The sequence below is a fragment of the Acidobacteriota bacterium genome (genome assembly GCA_039028635.1).
Classification (GTDB): Bacteria; Acidobacteriota; Thermoanaerobaculia; order Multivoradales; family JBCCEF01; genus JBCCEF01.
The window spans coordinates 85,766-106,370 of the sequence record JBCCHV010000001.1 but is presented as its reverse complement, the minus strand read 5'-3'; the positions used below and the strand labels follow the sequence as shown (position 1 = coordinate 106,370).

Here is a 20,605-nt window from a genome sequence, read left to right as displayed (position 1 = left end):
GGCAGATTACGGAGGCCCGCGGGATGGACGAGCCGAGCGCCGACATCACTCAGATCCTGCTCGACCACGGTCGTGGCGACAAGGAGGCCTTTGGTCGCCTGATGCCGCTGGTCTACGAAGACCTGCGGCGCATCGCCCGGCGCCAGATTCGTCAGCGCTCCCCGGGACGCACTCTCGACACCACCGGTCTGGTGCACGAGGCCTACCTCAAGATGGTCGACCAGACCCGCGCTGGCTTCAAGGATCGCGGCCACTTTTTCGCCATTTCGGCGCGCGCCATGCGCCAGATTCTGGTCGACTACGCCCGCAACCGGCTCGCCGCCAAACGGGGTGGAGGCCAGCACCACACCAGCCTCGACGAGGCCCAGGCGGCGATCGAGATGGACGCCGGCTGGGTGATGTCCCTGCACGAGGCGCTGAACCGCCTGGCGAGCCGCGATGAGCGCCTGGTTCGGATCGTCGAGTGTCGCTTTTTCGCCGGCTTGACGGAGGACGAAACGGCGGAAGCCCTGGAGGTTTCGACCCGCACCGTGCAGCGGGACTGGATGCGCGCCAGGATCTGGCTCAAGGAAGAGATGAAGGCCTGAACCGCTTGTGAAACCATTCACAAGGTCGGTAGACTCAGTCGCTTTCCTCGCCCGATCTACTCACCAGATCCGCTGGGAAAGGCCTTAGGCTGCTGAAGGTTCACGGCATCCGTCGGCGCAGAGAAGCACCTTGACTCGACGTGCTGCGAATCGTGCAGCCGGCGGACAACGCAGGAGATTTTGGAACCTACATCTGTGCCGGGAAGATCTGGTGAAAAGCTCGGGATAGCCCGATCAGGGGCCGGTAGGAATGTCTGGTCCCATCGCCATGGGCCTCGGATGTGATCGAGCCCGTCGTGATTTTGCCCCTCTTGCTGCTCGCCTGCGGTCTCTGCGCCGCCTTCGGCCGAGGACGCTGGGCGACGGTCGCCCTCGCCGCTCTCTGGCTGGCCACGGCGGGTTTGGAAGCGGCCTGGGGTTATCCGATGCTCGCCATCGTCCATGGTGCGCTTGCCCTCCTCGTGCTGCGCTGGCCGCCACCCTCGCAACTGCCGGCAAGGCCGTCTCTGGCCTCGATCCTGGCCGCGATCGGCTGGTTCGCAGGCTGTCTTGTCCTGGCGATGATCGCCTGGCAGTCGGCGGTGCCGGCCCCGCCCGCCGCGCCGCCGCCCTCGCAGCCGCTGCAGCCCTTCGAGGTCTTGCTCCTCGCCACCCTCTTCCTGTTGATCACTACCGCAGGCCTGCTGCGGCCTTGGGACTCGCCGACCATCGGTGGTGACCACGACGACGGCCGGGATTCGCCGTGAGCGCCACCTTCTTCGCCACCGCCTTCCTGCTCCTCGGTGCCGGCGGTGCCGCCGTCCTGCTGCGCCGGCGCGATCCTCTCTCGGGCCAGGTGCTCTTGCTCGGCGGCCACCTCCTGCTGCTCACCTACCTCGAGCTGCTGGTTCCCTCCCGCCGGCCGTTCCTGTCGCTGGTCTTGGTGGCCATCGCCTTGGTCCAAGGGGTGCTGGCGATTCGCCTCTCGCGGGCGGTCCGTCGCCGGCCAACCTCTACCACCCGTTCGCAGCCATGACTGCCCTGCTCCAATCCTTTCCGGGTGAGCTCCTGCTGCTTTCCGGGGCTCTCTTGCTGGCCCTGGGAAGCCTCCTCGCGGGAGCGAAGGTCGCCGCCTTCCCGGGCATCGTGCCGCGGGCCGCGGTCGGCCTGCTGGCGGTTTCCGGCTTCGCCCTCTGGCACAGCTCACCCGTCGGTCTCCGGGGAGCCCTCGCGCCGCAGCCCGGCCTGGCCCTTTTTCTCGGCCTGATGATCGCCGCTGTCGCCGTCACCGTCGCGGCTGAGGAATCGCCGCGGCGAATCGCCCTGCACCTGGCCGCCGCGGCCTCCCTGGCCTGGTCGATGCGCGCCGCCGATCTCTTCGCCGTCGTACTCGCCCTGGCGATCTGGTGGCTTTGCCATCGTCTGCTCATGGAGGCCGATCCGGCGCCTGTCCGAAGCCTGCGCTGGGAATCCCTCGCGTTGGCTCTGCTCGCCGTCGGCGCGACGCTGATCGTCGGCGAAACCGGCAGCGGCCAACTGACCTCGATCGTCGATGCCTGGCAGATCGGGCTCACCGGAAATCCCGCCCTCGCCGAAGCCGGGGCCCTCTGCCTACTCCTCGGCCTCGCCCTTCCCCTCGGTCTGGTGACCGCCACGGCGACTCCCCTCGTCGCGAGACTCGCGCCGATCGCCGCCGGTCTCTGGATTGCCTTCCGACTTCTCCAGACCCTCGGCCCAGCGTCCACGACGTTGCAGTGGCTGGCACCGGCGATCGCGGTCGTCGTCGGCCTGTGGGGCTACGGCAGTGCTCTCTTCGCCCGGCACTGGCGACGCGCCGTCGACCGCGCCGTCGTCGCCTCGGCGGGCCTCCTGCTCCTCCTGGCGCAGCTCGGGTCGCCCTTCGAGCTCACCCTAGGCATGGCGGCTCTGCTACTCTCCGCCGTCGCCTCGACGGCAGACTCCGGAAGCCAGCTCGCAGGCAACGCCAATCTCATCCGACCCCCTGCGGCAGGGTCGTCGGGTCGCGACCCCGCGGTCTCTTCCCTCGCCGGTCTCGGCCATCGCCTGACTCTGCTGGTCGCTCTCGTCGGCCTCGCAGGTCTGCCACCGGTCTTCGGATACCGCCTTCGCCCGGCTCTCCTCGGACACCACTTCGGTTCCTGGCTGGGAACTCTCTTGCTGTTGGTGGTGTTTCTTTCGCTGCTCTTCGTCCTGCGCTGGCTTCCGACAGCCTGGCGAGCGCAAACCTCGCGACCGGCCGCGACCTCGCTGGCAGCCGCCGCCCTGCTGATTCTCCTCGGCACCGTGCCAGCCTCTTGGCTCCACCGCGGTCTCGGTCTGATCGGCGAACTCCTGAGAACCCTATGAGCACTCCCGACGTCTCCCCCCGCAGCCTCAACCGGCTCTCGATCTACTTGCGCTGTCTGCGCCAGCTCCAGGCCAAGGGCATCGACCGGATCTCCTCCCGCCAGCTCGCCCACGAGTTCGACCTGTCGGCGGCTCAGATCCGCAAGGACCTGGCTCAGTTCGGTGATTTCGGCGTCCGCGGCGTCGGCTACCGCGTCCAGGAGCTGGCCGATAGCCTGAGTCGACTGCTCGGCCTCGACCAAGGCCATCCTCTGATCATCGTCGGCATGGGCAACCTCGGCAGCGCCTTGGTCCATCACATCGGCTTCAATCAGGGCGCTTTTCGAGTGGTGGCGGCGGTCGACCGGGATCCGCAGAAGATCGGGCTCGACCTCGGCTCCGTCGAGGTGGCCGCCTTCGACGACCTCGAGCGGGTGGTTCGGGAGTCCGGCGCCCGCATCGGCGTGCTGGCGGTACCACCGGAGGAGGCGCAGGCGGGCTACGACGCGCTGGTCGAGGCGGGCATCGCCGCCGTGCTCAATTTCGCCCGCCAGAGAGTTCGCCCGCGCCCGGGGACGCCGTTGAAGAACGTCGACCTTCGGGTTCATCTCGAAGAGCTGGCGTTTCTCCTGCAGAGCTCGGCGCCGGCCTGATCTCGAGCCCGCCGAGCTGCAACGGGCGGCGAGCCACCAGTCGGAGCAGCACGAACTGGTCGCCGCGCCACAGGACCTCCGCCGCCGGCAGCCCAAGGCGCTCCTGCGGTAGACCCGCCAACACCAGGAGTAGCGTGCTGACCCCGTCCGGGAGCTGAGCCACCGTGCCGGTGCGGCGAAACCGTCGGTGCCCCCCCGTGGTGTGCTCGACGAGGCCGGCCTGGGGCGCCAGGAAAAAGGCCTCGTAGCGCGGTAGGAACCACTGCAGGTGACGATGCCAGGAGTAGAGGAAGCCATCGGCGCCGGCGGCCCCGGTCCCCGCCAGCTCGACTCCGGCGAGGGCCGTCGTCGCGGGATCGAAGGCCTGCACCCGCGTCACCATTTCGTCGAGCTCGCGCTCGTAAGCGCGCAGAGCGGTCAGGTTGTGCTCGTGCCGCAGCACCGCCCAGGCGCGGGCCTGATCGGGCCGCCGATCGGCCCCGAAGAAGAACAGCCCGGCACCACTCACCAAAGCCAGGGTGATCGCCAGCCGGATCCCGACGTCGCGGCGGCCGGCTCGCAGCCAGGCCCCCAGGAGGAGGCCGCTGGCGACCAGCAGAGCCGGCAGGTGGATCAGCGTGTATCCCGCCTTGGTGACGTGGAAGAGAGCGAAGAACAGGACCGGAGGGAGCCCCCAGGCCAGCAACCACGGCGTCCTCCGCCACAGCTCGCGCAGCCCCCTGATCCAGCCCCGCGGCTGCAGGACGAACGCCACCAACAACACGATGAACGCCGGAACCAGACCTTGCAGGGCCCACTTGATGAGCACCTCCAGGTTGTGGGCCAGGGCACCGAGGCCGGCTCCATAGAGCACCGATGTCTGGGGCAGGAGGGTTTCGAAGTGACCGCCGCTGAGCTCGCGGTAGGCGGCATGACCACCGGCCGCCGCCAGCAGAGGAACCAGCCAGGCGGCGACCGCCACCAGGCCGGCGAAGGCTCCCCAGGGTACCTGTCGCCAGCCCAGGCGCCCCTCCTTCAGTCCCTGGAACAGGCCGAAGAGAAAGAGCGGAAAGAGCAGCACCAGGGTCGAAGGCCGCAGGCCGCCGGCGAGGGCGAAGGCGACGCAGGCGAGCAGGAAGGAGCGCTGGCTATCCGCCATCGCCACGGCAAGGTACGCCAGAGCCACCGTGACTCCACCCTCGAGGGCGTATATCAGAGGCAGCTCACCGTAAAACCAGAGCAGTGGATTCGACACGTAGAGGGCTGCCGCGAGGCTGGCGGTCGAGGCCTCCTCGGACCAACGGTGAACCAGCAGGAAACAGCAGGCGGCTCCCAAGGCGGCTCCCAGGGCCGAGAGCAGCACCATTCCCGCCAACGGCGACAGACCGAGGGCAGCGAGGGCTTTCAGCGCCCCGATATAGAGGGGATAACCGGGCGGATGGGGGTGATGGGCGGCGAGGTCGAAGGCCTCGGCGCCGAGGGCGAACTGGATCGAGTCGTGATCCCACAACCGCCGGGCCGCGAACGGTAGCCGGCACAGCAGAGCCACACCCCCCCAGAGGAGGGCCAGGGAACGCGGCCTCAATGGGTCTCCAGGCACTCGAGAGCCTCGACCAGGCGCTGATCGACCTCGACCCGGTAAGGGGCATTGCGGCAAGGTTCGAGGGAGCGCAGCCGAAGAGGCAGGGTCTCGAGCTCCTCGAGGCAGCGTCGTCGTCCCTCGGCGGCGGAGCTACGCTCGATAACCTCACCCTGGCGCATCACCGCGCGCAGCAGCCGGCGGCCGGCTCCGGCGGTCGGCTCGCGCTCGCCGGCAGGAACCACCCGGTCGTGCTCCATGACGCCTTGCACATAGGTCCGGACCACCTGTTTGAGACCGGGATAGCTGACCTTTCCCCGGCTGCCCTTGTAGTGCAACAAACGCCGGCCGCCGCGGAAAGACTCGACCAGCTTGTAGACCCCACTCAAGGCCGGCGCGTCGGCGGAGGTCGAGAGCTCGGTACCGACACCGAAGGCGTCGATCGGTGCTCCGGCGGCGCGCAGCTCGGCGATGCGACGTTCGTCGAGATCGCCGGAGACGAAGATCTCGGCATCGGAGCGCCCGGCGCCGTCGAGCAGCTGACGCGCCTCCCGGGCGAGCTCGCCGAGATCGCCGCTGTCGAGGCGGATACCCCGGAAGGGCAGGCCGGTGGACAGGGCGCGACGAACGCCGGTCAAGCTGTCGTAGGTGTCGACCAGCAGGATCGATTGCTGGGGGAAGACCTCGTGGTAGTGGCGGAAGGCCTCGACCTCCGACTGGAAGGACATCACGAAGCTGTGGGCCATGGTGCCGACCACCGGAATTCCCTCGCGCTGGCCGGCGAGCAGGTTCGAGGTGGCATCGAACCCACCGACGAAGGCGGCGCGGGCCGCCCAGGTCGCCGCCTGGGGACCGTGGGCTCGTCGCCCACCGAACTCCGCCAGGCGCGCCCGCGATCCTGCCGCCAAGCGCAGCCGGGCCGCCTTGCTGGCGATCGAGGACTGAAAGTTGACGATCGACAGCAACAGGGTCTCGACGATCTGTGCTTCCAGGAAGCTGCCGTGAACGCTCATCACCGGCGCTCCCGGAAAGAAGATCGTACCCTCCGGCAACGCCCGGACATCGCCCTGGAAACGAAACTCCGCCAGGGTGTCGAAGAACGACCGCTCGACGTCCGCAAAGGCTGGCAAAGAGCGCAGATAGTCGAGTTGCTCGGCACCGAAGCGCAGGCGCTGCAGGGCCGCCAGGGCCTGATCGAGGCCGGCGAAGACCAGGAAGTTGCGCTGGTTCGGGAACCTCCGGACCCAAAGCTCGAAGGTCGCTCGCGGCTCTTCTTCGCCAGCCTGACGGCGGCGCTCGTAGGCGGCCGCCATGGTCAGTTGATACAGGTCCGTTGCCAGGCAGAGGTCGGCGGAATCGAGGAGCAACGGCAGAGGTGCGCTCATGGCGGGCGAATTCTAGCCCGAAGTCGCCGCAGACCCGACACCGGGCCCGGTTGCGCTGGCGAGCTGGCCCGGCTCACCGCGGCCGGGGCCCGCGAATCTGATCACGAGGCTGCACCGTAGCCAATGAGATATCGTTAGTTCGACAATCTTTTTGATTCCAATATTGAACTGTTTTCAAAAACTATCGAGGTGACCCATGGATGCCCTCTGGAAGGACTTTCGACACTCCCTCCGAACTCTGCGCAAGACTCCGGTGGTCACCGTCGCAGCGATCCTCTCCCTCGCCCTCGGGATCGGCGCCAACACCACGATCTTCACCCTGGTCAATGCCATCCTCCTCAACCCGGTGCCGGTGGAGCGCCCAGATCGCATCGTCTCAATCATGGCCGTCGACCAGCGCGACGGCGGTGCCGGCAGCCAGCTTCCCATGTCGTGGCCGAACTTCGAGGACTACCATCGGCAGAGCGACCAGTTCTCGACCCTGGTGGCATTCCTCACGGTGCCGACGGCGACCATCATCGGCAAGGACCCGGAACGGATCTTCACCCAGTTGGTCAGCCAAGGCTATTTCTCGATGCTGGGAGTGGAACCGGCCCACGGTCGATTCTTCTTGCCGGAGGAGAACGACACCGTCGGATCTTCGCCGGTGGCGGTGATCAGTCACGGGCTCTGGAAACGCCAGTACGCCGCGGACCCCGACGTGCTCGGCCGCGAGGTCAAGCTCAATGGCGCCAGCTTCTCCATCGTCGGCGTGGCTCCCGCCGGATTTTCAGGCACCTCGACTCTGTTGACCCCGGGTATCTGGATCCCGATGACCATGCGTCAGCAGGTGCTGTCGGGCCCGTTCCGCGCCTTCTTCGATCTCCGGCGCGGCAAAATTCTCGACGTCATCGGCCGCCTGCACGATGACGTCGACGTCGCCCAGGTGGAGGCCTCCACCCGCACCATCGCCGAGCGCTTGGCCGAGGAATACCCCAACGACAACCGCGACATGTCGCTCAGCGTCCTGCCCCTCACCCAGGCCAACATCCCTCCCAGCCTGCGGGGCGTGTTCCTGCTCGCCGGAACGGTGATGATGGCCGCCGTCGGCCTGGTGCTGCTGATCGCCTGCGTCAACGTCGCCAATCTGCTGCTGGTGCGGGCCCGCGCCCGGCGCACCGAGATCAGCGTTCGGCTGGCCCTCGGAGCCCCCCGCCGGCGCCTCGTTCGGCAGCTCCTGTCGGAGGGTCTGGTGCTCTCCCTCGCCGGCGGCGCGGCGGGGTTGCTGCTCGCCTGGTGGGGCCGCGATCTCCTCTGGAGCCTGCGTCCTCCCCTGCTCTCGCAGACCCCCAGCGAGATCGGCTTCGATGGCACCGTGCTGCTCTTCACCGTGCTGCTCTCCCTCGGCACCGGGATTCTCTTCGGCCTGGTGCCGGCCCTGCGCGCCAGTCGGCCGGACCTGATCTCGGCCCTGCGCGACCGCAGCGAGACGCCGGGCTCGCAGCGCTTGCTCACCGGCCGCAACCTGTTGGTCGCGTCCCAGGTGGCGCTCTCCCTGCTCGGCCTGGTGGCCTCGGGGCTGTTCTTGACCAGCCTGCGCCAGCTCGAGTCCATCGATCCCGGGTTCGACGCCCAGCGGCTGGCGACGGCGGGCTTCAACCTCGGTACTCAGGGCTATGAGCCGGCGCGGGCGATGGGCTTCTACCGTCGGGTGCGGGAAGTCGCGTCGGCGGATCCGGCGGTCGACTCGGTGGCCCTCGCCGCGAACCTCCCGCTCGGCGTCTTTCCCGGCGTTCGACGCACCGTGATCCCCGAAGGCCGAGACCTCACGGACCCCACCCAGGGCAGCCTGGTGCTGGTCGACACGGTCGACGAGTCCTATTTCGACACCCTCGGCATCCCCCTCGCCGAGGGTCGCCCGTTCCAGCCCTCGGATCGCCAGGACAGCCGCCCGGTGGTGATTGTCAACGAGGCCCTGGCGACCAGCCTCTGGCCCAACGATGACGCCCTCGGCAAGCGCATCGCGCTGATCGGGGAAACGGAGCTGCGCGAGGTCGTGGGGGTCGCCCGCAACCGCAAGCACGGCACCCTCGGCGAGACGCCGATCCCTTATCTCCACTTGCCCTTGGAGCAGAACTACACCGACGCCATGCGCCTGTTCGTGCGCACCGATGGCGACCCGGCCGTCGTTCTGGCACGGCTGCGCCAGCAGATTCAGCAGCTCGATCCCACCCTGCCCCTCACCGAGGTGGAGACCCTCGGCGAGGTTCTCGGTCGCTCCCTCTGGGGACCGCGTCTGGCGACCCTGCTGCTCGGCGTCTTCGGTTTTCTGGCCCTGGTGCTGGCGGCGGTTGGCATCTACGGCGTGATGTCCTACTCGATCAGCCGCCGCAACCGCGAGCTCGGCCTGCGGATGGCCTTGGGAGCCGAACGGCCGGCGGTTCTGCGGATGGTGCTGCTCCAGGGCATGAAGGTGGTCACCCTCGGCCTGGCCTTGGGGCTGCTCGCCGCGGCCGTCGTCACCCGCCCCCTGGCGGGTCAGCTACCGGGGGTTCAGGCCTTCGACGTGCCGGCCTTCAGCGGCGCCCTGATCGCCCTGGCGGCGGTTGCCCTGATCGCCATCCTGGTGCCGGCGAGGCGCGCCACCACCGTCGACCCCCTGGTGGTCATGCGCACTGACTAGGTGGCCGGCCCGTGGCGGTAGAAGCTGAGGCTGGTCTCTCCGTAGTGACGGCGGTCGACGCGCAGCAGGCCGGCGACCGCCGCCGGGAGATCGCGACGACGGCTGTGCTCGAAGGCCGCCTCGCCGTCCTTCGCCAACCAGGGCTCGACCGCCGCGATCAAGCCGGGATAGTCCGAAAACTCGTAAGGAGGGTCGGCGAAGACGCGATCGAAGCGCTCTGCGGGAGCCTGCGCGAGGATCTCCGGCAAGCTGCCCTGCAACGCCTTCACGGCGCGCGAACCGACCCGGTCGAGGTTGTGGATCAGATCCTCCGTCCGATGATCGACGGCGAGAACCTCGAGGGCACCGAGCCCTTCCGCCTCGAGAGCCAGGGCGCCGCTACCGGCGAAGAGGTCGAGAAAGCGACAACCCTCGAGGGCCGGCCGCCAGATCGAGAACAGCGCCTCCCGAACCCGTCCCTCGGTCGGGCGCAGTCCTTTGCCGACCCGCAGTAGACGACCGCGAAACTCGCCGGAGGACAGGCGCAGGCGGCCTCCACCCCTCGCCGGTGATCGCCGATGATCCGATGCACCTCGTCCGTCCGCGGAGCGCCTTCGCTGAGGACTCATCGGCGCTCCTCCAGATGCTCGAAGAGGCGCGCCATCTCGGCCGGCTCGACATAGATGATCAGGGGCAAATCGCGCCCCCGAAGCTCGACGCCACGGCCGTCGGCAGTGAAGGAAACCACTTCGAAACGGGCCCCGTCGACGCGCCGCAGAACGTCTCCGATACGCGGCTCGTAGCCCGCCGGGAGGCGGTCCTCACCGCGTGGAGGGCCGACGCGGTCGAGCAGCGTCTCGAGAATCGTCACCACCCGCTGCAGGGCCAGGGAGGGAGAATCGAAGCGGCGGTAGGTGGCAACGAAGGGCGGCTCCTCGGGCAACCCCAAGGCCACTCGACAGAGCTCGACCTGATCCCCTTCCGGGCCTTTGCCACCGACGTCCGTGGCGGTTAAGTCGATCGCCGACAACTTGCGGCGATAGTCTTCGAGATCCTCCGGATCCAGCTCTCCGAGGCCCATCCGCTCTTCCCCCGGGGGGCCCGCCTTGAGGCGCACGGTGCCGTTGGCGAAGAGGGTCAGATCGCGCCGGTGGTCGCTGCTCTCACAGCTCCAGCGTGCCCACTCGGTGGCCCTTCGCGAAGCCTCGTCAGCACTCAGATCCGGCGCCAGGATCAACCACAGGAGGGCGATGAGGAGGGGGTGTCTCGCCATAGATCGAGAGCATACTTCAGCTGCCCCCGGGGCGAGACTTCACCGTCGAGAAGGGCGCCGTGGGTGCGCGCCAGGAGAGCTCCGAGGTGGGGCCCCTGGGGACAGCCGGCGGCCAGCAGTCGGGCACCGGTGAGTCTCTCGGACGCCAGCTTCTCGAGCCGCGGCAAGTCGTCGATATGGTGACGGCCGGCAGCCCCGGCGAGTCCCCACAGCACGGCTCGGCGCTCCTCCGGCAACGGTGCCAGCAGGCGATGAGCTTGGGAAGGCCTCATCCGGGCCCAGTCTTCGGCCGTTGGGGCCGGCCCGAAACAACGCCTCTCCTGCCGACTGAGAGCCAGCCGTTCCGCAACCGCCCGGCGTTGGTCTTCGGAGAGCGCCGCCATGGGCACACCGAGGGAAACCCGCCAGCACCTCACCTCACCGGTCAACGCCTGCCAGCGCTGCAGGGCAGCGCCTCCGGCGGTCCGGTCGAGAGCTTCCGGAAGGCGCTCCTGGACGGTCGCCAGCAAGCCCCATCGCGCCGCCTCCGCGAGGCAGTCCTGGGGATCCGCCGGATCCTCCAAGAGCTTCCTCAGCTCGACCTTCTGTCGCCGCCCCGAGAGTCGGTCCATGACGCCCTCGGCCAGCGCCTCCTGGCCTCGGGCCAGGGTCTCCCCGGCCCAGCGCAAACCGAGGCGACAGGCGAAACGAACGCCTCTCCAAAGACGCGTCGGATCATCGCGAAAGGAGTCTCGGCTCAACACCCGTAGCCGCCTGGCGGCCAGATCTTCGGCACCACCCCAGGGATCATGCAGGATGGCGCCACCGGACGGCTGGAGCTCCAGGGCCATGGCGTTGATGCTGAAGTCCCGGCGCCGCAGGTCTTCCTCCAGGGAGGCCGGCTCGACCCGCGGCAGAGCGCCGGGTGATCGATAGGTCTCACGACGCAGCGCCGCGAGGTCGACTTCCCGACCGTCAAGGCACATGACCTTGGCCGTCCCGAAGCGTGCAAAGGTCTGCAGGACTCCTTCCAACCGCCCCGCCAGCGCTCGGCCGAAGCCCTCGACATCTCCGGCGACGGCGAAGTCCAGATCTTCCACCGACCGACCGAGGAGCAGGTCTCGCACCGGTCCGCCCACCAGGTATCGAGGCGGTCCCGGCAGGGCGACCACCTGGGCGACAATCCCTCTCAGGTCGCTGCCCAACTGCAGCTCGACGGCCTCGCCGTGGCGCGGAATTCGCTTCACGATGGCCTATCCTATGGCTCTCTGGCGATTCGACGCCGGTAGGCATCGAAACCCCCACCTCCGCTCTGCGTATCGAGCCGGCGTGGAAGTTGAAATCTCGTCGAGGAGGCGACCATGATGCATCGAATTCAGAACTCCTGTCTGATCCCCGCCCTGCTGCTGGCCTCGTGCGCGGCGCCGCCGCCGCCGGCGACCGTCGCCCCCCCGACCTACGGCATCGAGCAATTCCTCGACACCACCGCCATGTTCGGGGCGTCCTTCTCGTCTGCCGGCGACAAGATCCTGGTGAGCAGCGATGCCGACGGGGTCTACAACGCTTACGCGATTCCCACCGCCGGCGGCGAGGCCGAGCAGCTCACCTTCTCCACCGGCGACGCGATTCGTGCCCTCAGCTACTTTCCAGCCGACGAGCGCTTTCTCTACACCAGCGACTCCGGGGGCAACGAGCTCAACCACGTCTACCTGCGCCAGCTCGACGGCTCGGTGGTCGACCTGACGCCGGGAGAAGACTTGAAGGCCGGGTTCTTCGGCTGGGCCGACGACGATCGCTCCTTCTTCCTGCAGAGCAACCGGCGCGACAATCGCTTCTTCGACATTTTCGAGGTCGACGTCGACTCGCTCGAGCAGAGCCTCGTCTATCAAGACGAGACCGGCCTCCAGCTCGGCGCCATCTCGCCGGACAAGACTCTTCTCGCCTTCAGCAAGAACGAGGGTGATCAGAACAGCGATGTCTATCTCTACGATCGGGAGAGCGGCGAGCTGCGCAACCTGACCGCCCACCAAGGCAAGGAAGTACATCGTCCCGCCACCTTCTCGCCCGACGGTCGCAGCCTCTACCTGATCACCGATCGTGAGCACGAGTTCCTGTTTCTCGAACGCTACGACCTCGCCAGCGGCGAGCGCGAGGAGGTTCTGAAGGCCGATTGGGACCTCTGGTACGCCTATTTCTCCCAGACCGATCGCTACCTGGTGGTCGGATTGAACGAGGACGCGCGCACCGTGGTCCGCATGTTCGACGCCGCCACCTTCGAGGAGGTCGAGCTACCCCAGCTTCCGAATGCGGACATCACTTCCATCGCCTTCTCACCGGACGACCGCGCCCTTTCCTTCTACGCCAGCTCGTCGCGCTACCCGCGCAATCTTTTTGCCCTCGAGCTCGACGCGGACTCGCCTCGCCAGCTGACCCAGAATCTCAACCCGGCGATCTCACCGGACCACCTGGTCGACGCCGAAGTGGTGCGTTTCGCTTCCTACGACGGATTGGAGATCCCAGGCCTTCTCTATCGTCCCCAGGGAGCGAGCGCCGAAAATCCCGCCCCCACGCTGGTCTGGGTCCACGGTGGACCGGGCGGCCAATCCCGGGTCGGTTATGACGCCCTGCTGCAGTACCTGGTCAACCATGGCTACGGCATCTATGCGATCAACAACCGCGGCAGCAGCGGCTACGGCAAGACCTTCCATCGCCTCGACAACCTGCGCCACGGTGAGGCCGATCTCGGAGACTGCGTCGCCAGCAAGCAAATGCTCGCCGCCACCGGCTGGGTCGATGGCGATCGCATCGGCATCCTCGGCGGCAGCTACGGCGGCTATATGGTGCTCGCCGCCCTCGCCTTCGAGCCCGAGGAGTTCGCTGCCGGCGTCGACCTATTCGGCGTCGCCAACTGGCTGCGCACCATCGAGAGCATTCCCCCCTGGTGGGAATCTTTCCGTCAAGCCCTCTATGAGGAGATGGGCAATCCCGAGACCGACCGCGAGCGCCTCGAGCGCATCTCCCCCCTCTTCCACGCCGACCGCATCCGCAAGCCCCTGCTGGTCCTGCAGGGGGCCAACGATCCTCGGGTGCTGAAGATCGAGTCGGACGAGATGGTGGCGGCGGTGCGCGCCAACGGCGTGCCGGTCGAGTACCTGGTCTTCGAGGACGAGGGCCACGGCTTTCTCAAGAAGGAGAATCGGCTGGAAGGTTACCGCGCCATCCTCGACTTCCTCGACCAACACCTGCGAGGGAAGTCTCCTGCGTCCGTCTGAGCCCTTCCCGACGGCAGCCGGGGGCGAGAGCTGAATGCCATGGAGCTGGCCGGCCAGCGGGTTCTCATCGCCGGCTGTGGTGATCTCGGCAGTGCCCTCGGCCTGCGCCTGCTGCAGCGAGGCGCCAGGGTCTGGGGCCTGCGGCGGCGGGCTGCAAACTTGCCGGACGGGATTCGCCCCTTGGCCGCCGACCTGACCCGACGAGAGGCCCTCGCCGCGGTCCTGCCAACAACTCTCGACGCCGTGGTCTACACCGCCGCGGCCGGCGCCTTCGACGACTCACGCTACCGCGCCGCCTATGTCGCCGGACCGCGGACGCTGCTCGCCGTTCTCGAGCACCAGGGGCAGCGCCTCAGGCGCCTGCTGTTCACCTCGAGCACCGCGGTCTATGGTCAGAGTGGCGGCGAGTGGGTCGACGAATCCTCGCCAACGCGGCCGACGAGCTTCGCCGGAGAGCGGGTCCTCGAAGGGGAGCGGATCTTCCTGACCTCTCCCCACCGCACCACGGTGCTACGCCTCGGGGGAATCTATGGTCCTGGCCGGACCCGCCTGCTCGACCGCGTCCGTCGTGGAGAGGCCACCTACGACCCCGACCGGCCGATCTTCTCCAACCGAATCCACCGGGACGATGCCGCCGCTGCCCTCGAGCATCTGCTCGCGCTCGAATCTGCGGCTGAGGTCTACCTCGGCGTCGACGACGCTCCGGTACCCCTCACCGAGGTCTACCGGTGGCTCGCCCGGCGGCTGGCGGCGCCGGCTCCACGCCAGGGACGAAGCCTCGAAAGTCGGCAGCGCGGCAACAAGCGCTGCCGCAACCGGCGCCTTCGCCAAAGCGGTTTCGAGCTCCTCTACCCGACCTTCCGCGAGGGCTACCGCGCGCTCCTACCGTCGTCGTGAGACGCCTCTAGAGGAAGGCCGCCCCCGAGTGGTGCGGATCGTCCGTCTCGCGGCGATTGTCGGCCGGCCGCGGCTCGGACAGGGGAAAGTCCAGGAAGGTTCGCGGGTCGGCCTTGCGGAGCTGGTGGAACAACAGGACCGCCGCCGACAAGTCGACTTGGCGGAAGTCTTCGCCAGCCTCATCGCGCCTCGCCTCCAGATCGCTCCAGGGCTCGATGGCCTCGGCGAAGAGGGGCTCGCGAGACGGTAGGCTGTCTTGAACCGGCAAGACTTTGCCGTCATGAAGCCAGGCCACGGATCCCTCCCAGCAGCCGATAGGACCCGCCGAGATCAGGCGCTCGATCAAGCGCGCCACCGGCTCGTAGAGCACAGGATCCTCGCCTTCCTCGAGGGCGCGCTGAATGTCATCGCAGATCTCGAATACATCCTGCTCGTAGAGCCGAAGCTCCTCGGCGTGCACCCAGGGAGTGACGAACTGACGGTCGTCGAGCCAGTTGGCACCGATTCGCCGCGTGCCCGCCTGGCGCAGCCAAAGCCAGAGGTCACGCAGCCGCTGCCCCGGGCGCAACGACACCTCGACCACCGGATCGTGGTCGAGGCGAGAGCGCAGCAGATCGATCGAGCGCTGCACCGTCGGCGACGGAATTCCCTCGGAAGCGTCGCAGCGCAGGGTCAGGCGCACCCCGAGGCGGGCCAGCTGAGCGGCCACCGGCGGAGTCACCGCTTCGGCAGTGGTGGTCACCCGGAAGCTCACCGTGCCATGGGCTCGCTGGCGGACGGCGGTGATGAGGGATTCGAGGGCGAAGAAGTCCTCCACCGGCTGGCCGCAGCCAATGAAGAAGACTCGCTCGGTGGGGTTCTCGGGATTGGCGAACAGCGCCTCGAGATTGGCGGGCTCCGCCAGCGGCAGGCGGGACACGAAACACTCGATGCGATGGGGGTATAGCTGAACCCGCACGAAGCCATCGCCAACCAGCTGTCGGCCGGCGGGAAGGGCCCGTCCCTTGGGAGCGCTGATCAGCTCGTGGGTGAGCAGGTCTTCGCCGGCCAACCAGCCCACCAGGTCCTCGTCGAGATCCCCGGTCTCGAGGGCCGAAGCGATGTGAAACCGATACTCGTCCGGAACCTCGACCAGGCACGACCGCTCGACGTCCAAAAGCAAGGGACAGGCGCCGCTACGATCGAGAAAAGGCTCGAGGGTTCTCAACCGCAAACCTCCAGGAATCATCAAAACATTAGGGACCACCTTGGCTCCTCCACGGCAGTGACACGAAGGGGAGCGCCGCCCCGAGCGGCGAAACTCCTACAGGTGTTGTTGCTTTAGCGGCTGAAAAGGTGACATGAGACGGGAGATTTCGTCACATTGCCGTCACTCGGCGCCGCCCTCCCAAGGGGCGTCGATCCACCGCTCGAGCCAATCGAGCACCGTGTCGTGCCAAAGAATGCTGTTGCCGGGCTGAAGGACCCAGTGATTTTCATCCGGAAAGAACAACAACTGACTCGGCACGCCTCGTCGCTGCAAAGCGGTGAAGGTTGCCAATCCCTGGGTCTCCGGAACCCGGTAGTCGAGGGCACCGTGGATCACCAACATCGGGGTCTTCCACTTCTCGACATGATCCACCGGATTGTGCGCTTCGTGGCGCTCCGCCGCCGCGTAGTAGGGACCGCGATGCTCCCACTCCGGGAACCAGAGCTCTTCCGTGGTGTAGTACATCATGCGATGGTCGAACAGGCCGTCGTGGTTGACCAGGCAGCGGAAGCGATCGGGCCAGTTGCCGGCGATCCAATTCATCATGAAGCCGCCGTAGGAAGCTCCCAGAGCGCAGGTGCGATCGCCATCGAGCCAGGGGTAGCGCTGCAGAGCCGCCGCCAGCCCCTTTTGAAGATCGACCAACGGCTTATCGCCCCAATCGTCGGTGATCGAGTCGGTGAAGGCCTGGCCGTAGCCGGTCGAGCCGTGGAAGTCGACCATCACCGCCGCATAGCCGGCACCGGTGTAGGTCTGCGGGTTCCAGCGGTAGTGAAAGCTGTTGCCGAAGGATCCCTGGGGCCCGCCGTGGACGAGGAAGGCGATGGGGTACTTCTTCTCGGCATCGAAGCCGGCCGGTTTGACGACGTAGGCATGGACCTTCGCATCATTCCAGCCGGCGAAGGAGAACTGCTCGGCGGCTCCCAGATCGAGCTCCGCCAGGCGCTCGCCGTTGATCGTGGTGAGGGCCACCGGTGATTCCCCCGGGAGCATGCTGTAGAGCTGCACCGGCGAGGTCAGCGTGTCGCGGCCGAAGACCAGCCGATCGCCGGCGAGGGAGGGCGAGCGCACGGTACCGTCGTTGAGCAGCCGAGTGACGGCTCCTCTCGCCACGTCGATCGCGAACAGGGAGACCTGACCGACGTCCTGGGCGGTGACGAAAAGCGTCTTGCCATCGGCCGAGAACAGGAAATCGCGCACCGAGCGGTCCCACTCCTGGGTCAGGACGCGGGCTTCGCCGGTCGGCCACGGCTGCAGCACCAGGCGCAGCCGGTCGGCTTCGAATCCCGGCCGCTCCATCGCCGTATAGGCGAGCTGGCGACCGTCTGGAGAAAACACCGGATGGGTATCCCAGGCGAGGTTGGCGGTGGTGAGGTTGACCGGCTCCCCCGAGCCATCGGCGGGCACCCGGTAGAGGTCGAAGTTGGTCGACCAGGGCTCCTCCGCACCGGCCACCCGAGCGGTGAAGACCACCTCGGCGCCATCGGGCGAGAAGGTCATCTCCTCCGCTCCGCCGAAGGGTTTCGAGGGCACGTCCGCATCGAGGCTGCCGCTGAGGTCGACGGGCTTGGCTCCGTCGTCGCTCAGGGAGAGCGAGAAGAGATGAGACCGGCGGCCGTCCTTCCAAGTATCCCAATGGCGCACGAAGAGGCGCTCGTAGAGTCTCCCGCTGACCTTGTCCTCGGCCTCCTCGGCGAGGCGGTCGGCGGTGCACTGGAGGCCGTCGCAATCCGGAAAGACCTCTGCCGAGAAGAGGATGCGGTCCCCGCGGGGCGACACCACCAGGTTGGCGACCGGCAACGGCAGGTCGGTGACCGGGCGGGCTTCGCCACCGGACAGGGCGAGGCGCCAAACCTGCGACGAACCGGAGCGCGACGACAGGAAGAGGATTTCATCGCCGGACGGCAGCCATCGGGGACTGCTGTCGGAGGCCTGATGGGAGGTCAACTGCACCGGCTCGCCGCCATCGACGGAGATCCGCCAGAGATCGGTGCGACCACGATTCGCCTCGAGGTCCGTGGTGCGACGGACGAAAACGACAGTCTTGCCGTCGGGCGACGGTTGCGGGTCCGAGAGACGCTCCATCGCCACCAGGTCGTGAACGGTCATGCCGCGTCGGTCGTCCGCTTGCGCCAGCACGGTGCCAGCAGCCGCCAGCAGGGCGAGAAAGAGAAGGAACGTGGTCATCGACCTCATGGTGGAATCTCCGGTTCGATATCGGAAGGGAAAGGGCGTACCGCGACCCGGCGTGCCGAGGCGCTAGACCGCCCTTCTCACCGGACTTCTCGGCGAGAGGGTTTCGGTTGTTGAAGATGCGGGTTCGGGGACATGCGGCCTCGTAGCAGCAAGCTGGTGACAAGCTCGGGCTAAATGGAAATCGAGCCCTTGCGGAAGTCCGTCGGCCCGATGTGGGCATTGATCACCACCGGCTCACCACCGGCGGCGATCTCCTGGGCCTGGCGCAAGACCTCCGGAATCGCTTCCGGCCGGTCGAGCAGCAGGCCGCGGCCGCCATAGCCCTCGGCGACTCGGTGGTAGTCGGTCTTGGCCAGCACGGTGGCGACGTCATCGCCCAGGATCGGCACCTGCTCGCGGGCGATCTGAGTCCAGCCGGCATCGTTGCCGATCACCGCGATCACCGAGACGCCGTGGCGGACGAAGGTATCGATCTCGGCCAGGCTGTAGGCCGCCGAGCCATCGCCATAGATCAGCCAGATCTCGGCACCGGGCCGGCACATGCGCGCCCCGAGGGCGAATCCCCCGCCGACCCCGAGGGTGCCGAAGGCTCCCGGATCGAGCCACCGCAGGGGTCCCCGGGGGCGCACCGTGTAGGCCGCCGTGGCAACGAAGTCACCGCCATCCACCACCAGCACCGAATCGTCGGCCGCCACCGCCTCGATCTGGCGGCACAGGTCGACCGGATTGACGCCGGAGGTCTCCTGCCGCGCCATGGCGGCGATCTCGTCCTCGCGCTCGCGATCGCTGGCCTTCAGCTCTTCGAGCCAGCCCTGCCAGCGCTCCGCCTTGTGCCTACGGCGCCCGGCGAGGGCGAGCAGAAAGCTCGCTGGATCGCCCTCGACGGCGATATCCGGCCGGCGATTGAGATTGAGCTCCTCGCCATCGAGGTTGGCGCCGACGAGGGTCGCACCGCGGCGGATCTGGCGACCATAGTCGAGACGAAAGTCCGCCGGGAAGCCGGCCAGGATCACCACATCGGCCTGTTTGATCGCCTTGCGCCGACGATGTCTGAGCTGCAGCGGATCATCGCGCCCGAGCAGTCCGCGGGCGGATCCCGCCAAGTAAACCGGAACGGCGAGCTGTCGAATCGCCGTCGCCAAGCGATCCGCCGCCGCCCCACCGTCGAGGCCGCCGCGGATCAGGGCCTGGCTGCCGACCACCAGCAGAGGGCGTTTGGCGGAGGCCAGCCGAGATGCCGCCTTGCGCACCTTTCGGGCGTCGCCCGCTTCGACCTCGGGCAACTGCGGCGAAGGATTGATCACCGCCTCCTGGGCGCCCTTGAACAGGCGGTCGACGTGACGCCCGAGATAGCGTCCGACCACCCAGCCCTTGAGCCCGCCGCCCCCACTCTCGCCGTACCACTTGCGCACGATCTCTTCGCCATAAAGGAGGTCCACCGGGCACTCGATGAACACCGGTCCGGGCACCCCCGCCGCCGCGACGCGCATCGCCGTTTCCACCATGCCCGGCAGCTCGCGCACCTTCTCCGCCGACGCCGCCCACTTGACGTGGGGCTCGAAGAGGGCCAGTTGATCGATGTCCTGGAGCGATCCCCGACCGCGCAGGATGGTGGCCGCCGCGCCGCCGATCAAGACCACCGGCGATTGCGCCAGCTGGGCGTTCTTGATCGCGGTGATGGTGTTGGTGGCACCGGGTCCGGCGGTCACCGCCGCCACGCCCGGGCGACCGGTGATTCGCGCTTCGGCGTCGGCGGCGAACACCGCGTCGACCTCGTGGCGCACGTCCACGATCTCGATGCCGAGCTGCTTGCAGCCCACCAGAATCGGTGAAATATGCCCTCCGCAGAGGGTGTAGACATGTTCGACCCCATGGGCCTGCAGGGCCTTCGCGACCAGGTCGCCTCCGTTCACGATCGCTCCTCCGAGCTCGCCAGCAGGCTGCTGAAAAAGTCCGCTTCGCGACTTTTCCAGCGCTGCTAGCTATTTGTTTCAGGGGCGCCCGGCGAGGGGGCTAAGCGCCCCCTCGCCCGAAAAAATGCGATTTTTCGGGCTCACCCCGTCTCACCCCTTCGCCGGGCCCTCTCGGGCCCGCTAGCAGGTTGCCGATGAGTTTTTCAGCAACCTGCCAGCACATGATCTTGCAAGACGAAACAGGTCAGGACTCCGGTCAACACTTCGCGCTCGCCCACCCGCGCCGTCACCCGCACGCGGCGCTTGCGGCCTGCGGCCTCCTCGACCTGCGCCTCGGCGACCAAGCGATCCGCGAGGCGAACCGGCGCCAGGAAGCGGCAATCCGCAGCCCCCAGGACGACGTTTGGATGGTTGACTGCCAGCATGGCCGCGTAATCGACACAACCGAAGACGAATCCTCCGTGCACCAGGCCAGCATCGTCGGCCACCATCGACGGCAGGGTGTCGAGGACCACCTCGGCCCGCCCTTCGCTGAGCCGCCGCGGGCGACCGCAGAGGGTGGCGTCGATGGCGAGATGGGTGGCGGGTATCATGCGATCGGAGCTCCCTTCGAGGAGAGCATTATAGGGGACCTCCGGTCGCCGTTCGGAGCTTCCCGGCGAGGACCATCAACCGAT

Annotated in this window: 17 protein-coding genes; 8 read left to right on the top strand and 9 right to left on the bottom strand. The window is 67.6% G+C overall.

Translation table 11 applies throughout. The features are described 5' to 3' along the window. Positions 1 to 23 precede the first annotated feature (23 nt). The 5 genes from AAF604_00430 (at position 24) to AAF604_00410 (ending at position 3,565) form a co-directional block, all read left to right on the top strand. Positions 24 to 587, top strand: a complete 564-nt coding sequence (locus AAF604_00430) for an ECF-type sigma factor (GenBank protein ID MEM7048089.1) — start codon at positions 24 to 26, stop codon at positions 585 to 587. Between the two features lie 296 nt (positions 588 to 883). After that, a complete protein-coding gene (locus AAF604_00425) occupies positions 884 to 1,333 on the top strand; it encodes a hypothetical protein (GenBank protein MEM7048088.1) in 450 nt (149 codons plus the stop codon). Further along, a complete protein-coding gene (locus AAF604_00420; protein ID MEM7048087.1) occupies positions 1,330 to 1,602 on the top strand; it encodes a hypothetical protein in 273 nt (90 codons plus the stop codon). Before AAF604_00425 ends, AAF604_00420 begins: the two co-directional genes overlap by 4 nt. Continuing rightward, complete coding sequence (locus AAF604_00415) at positions 1,599 to 2,933, top strand: hypothetical protein (GenBank protein MEM7048086.1); 1,335 nt, start codon at positions 1,599 to 1,601, stop codon at positions 2,931 to 2,933. The genes AAF604_00420 and AAF604_00415 overlap by 4 nt, the downstream gene beginning before the upstream one ends. Continuing rightward, positions 2,930 to 3,565, top strand: coding sequence for a redox-sensing transcriptional repressor Rex (locus AAF604_00410; protein ID MEM7048085.1), 636 nt, complete (start codon positions 2,930 to 2,932; stop codon positions 3,563 to 3,565). Before AAF604_00415 ends, AAF604_00410 begins: the two co-directional genes overlap by 4 nt. Here the strand turns inward: AAF604_00410 and AAF604_00405 are convergent. Both AAF604_00405 and AAF604_00400 read right to left on the bottom strand, forming a co-directional pair. Beyond that, positions 3,450 to 5,129 carry a hypothetical protein gene (locus tag AAF604_00405; protein MEM7048084.1) on the bottom strand — a complete coding sequence of 560 codons (1,680 nt, stop codon included), beginning with the start codon at positions 5,127 to 5,129 and terminating at the stop codon, positions 3,450 to 3,452. The genes AAF604_00410 and AAF604_00405 overlap by 116 nt on opposite strands. Next, entirely contained in the window at positions 5,126 to 6,508 is a 1,383-nt protein-coding gene (locus AAF604_00400; protein ID MEM7048083.1) for a nicotinate phosphoribosyltransferase, read from the bottom strand. Before AAF604_00400 ends, AAF604_00405 begins: the two co-directional genes overlap by 4 nt. Positions 6,509 to 6,704: 196 nt before the next feature. Here AAF604_00400 and AAF604_00395 point away from each other — a divergent pair, with 196 nt between their 5' ends. After that, a complete protein-coding gene (locus tag AAF604_00395) occupies positions 6,705 to 9,170 on the top strand; it encodes an ABC transporter permease (protein ID MEM7048082.1) in 2,466 nt (821 codons plus the stop codon). Here AAF604_00395 and AAF604_00390 read toward each other — a convergent pair. From AAF604_00390 to AAF604_00380, 3 genes are read right to left on the bottom strand one after another with little or no spacing between them, the layout of a single operon-like run. Continuing rightward, the gene (locus tag AAF604_00390) at positions 9,167 to 9,778 is read right to left on the bottom strand and encodes an RsmD family RNA methyltransferase (GenBank protein MEM7048081.1); all 612 of its coding nucleotides are present in this window, start codon (positions 9,776 to 9,778) and stop codon (positions 9,167 to 9,169) included. The two genes, AAF604_00395 and AAF604_00390, sit on opposite strands and share 4 nt — an antisense overlap. After that, the gene (locus tag AAF604_00385; GenBank protein ID MEM7048080.1) at positions 9,775 to 10,422 is read right to left on the bottom strand and encodes a hypothetical protein; all 648 of its coding nucleotides are present in this window, start codon (positions 10,420 to 10,422) and stop codon (positions 9,775 to 9,777) included. The genes AAF604_00390 and AAF604_00385 overlap by 4 nt, the downstream gene beginning before the upstream one ends. Continuing rightward, positions 10,383 to 11,648, bottom strand: coding sequence for a hypothetical protein (locus AAF604_00380; protein ID MEM7048079.1), 1,266 nt, complete (start codon positions 11,646 to 11,648; stop codon positions 10,383 to 10,385). The genes AAF604_00385 and AAF604_00380 overlap by 40 nt, the downstream gene beginning before the upstream one ends. Positions 11,649 to 11,762: 114 nt before the next feature. Here AAF604_00380 and AAF604_00375 point away from each other — a divergent pair, with 114 nt between their 5' ends. Together AAF604_00375 and AAF604_00370 are read left to right on the top strand one after the other, a co-directional pair. Further along, positions 11,763 to 13,673 (top strand): S9 family peptidase, encoded by a 1,911-nt coding sequence (locus AAF604_00375; protein ID MEM7048078.1) that lies wholly within the window; start codon positions 11,763 to 11,765, stop codon positions 13,671 to 13,673. Between the two features lie 39 nt (positions 13,674 to 13,712). Beyond that, positions 13,713 to 14,570, top strand: coding sequence for an SDR family oxidoreductase (locus AAF604_00370; protein ID MEM7048077.1), 858 nt, complete (start codon positions 13,713 to 13,715; stop codon positions 14,568 to 14,570). Between the two features lie 7 nt (positions 14,571 to 14,577). On the opposite strand, the gene AAF604_00365 is transcribed toward AAF604_00370, so the two are convergent. The 4 genes from AAF604_00365 to AAF604_00350 form a co-directional block, all read right to left on the bottom strand. Further along, on the bottom strand, positions 14,578 to 15,777 hold the full coding sequence (locus AAF604_00365; GenBank protein ID MEM7048076.1) for a hypothetical protein: 1,200 nt from the start codon (positions 15,775 to 15,777) through the stop codon (positions 14,578 to 14,580). A 162-nt stretch (positions 15,778 to 15,939) separates the two neighbouring features. Then, a complete protein-coding gene (locus AAF604_00360) occupies positions 15,940 to 18,015 on the bottom strand; it encodes a S9 family peptidase (protein ID MEM7048075.1) in 2,076 nt (691 codons plus the stop codon). 170 nt (positions 18,016 to 18,185) lie between these two features. After that, complete coding sequence (locus AAF604_00355; GenBank protein MEM7048074.1) at positions 18,186 to 19,928, bottom strand: thiamine pyrophosphate-binding protein; 1,743 nt, start codon at positions 19,926 to 19,928, stop codon at positions 18,186 to 18,188. 203 nt (positions 19,929 to 20,131) lie between these two features. Then, entirely contained in the window at positions 20,132 to 20,521 is a 390-nt protein-coding gene (locus AAF604_00350; GenBank protein ID MEM7048073.1) for a hotdog domain-containing protein, read from the bottom strand. Between the last annotated feature and the right edge of the window lie 84 nt (positions 20,522 to 20,605).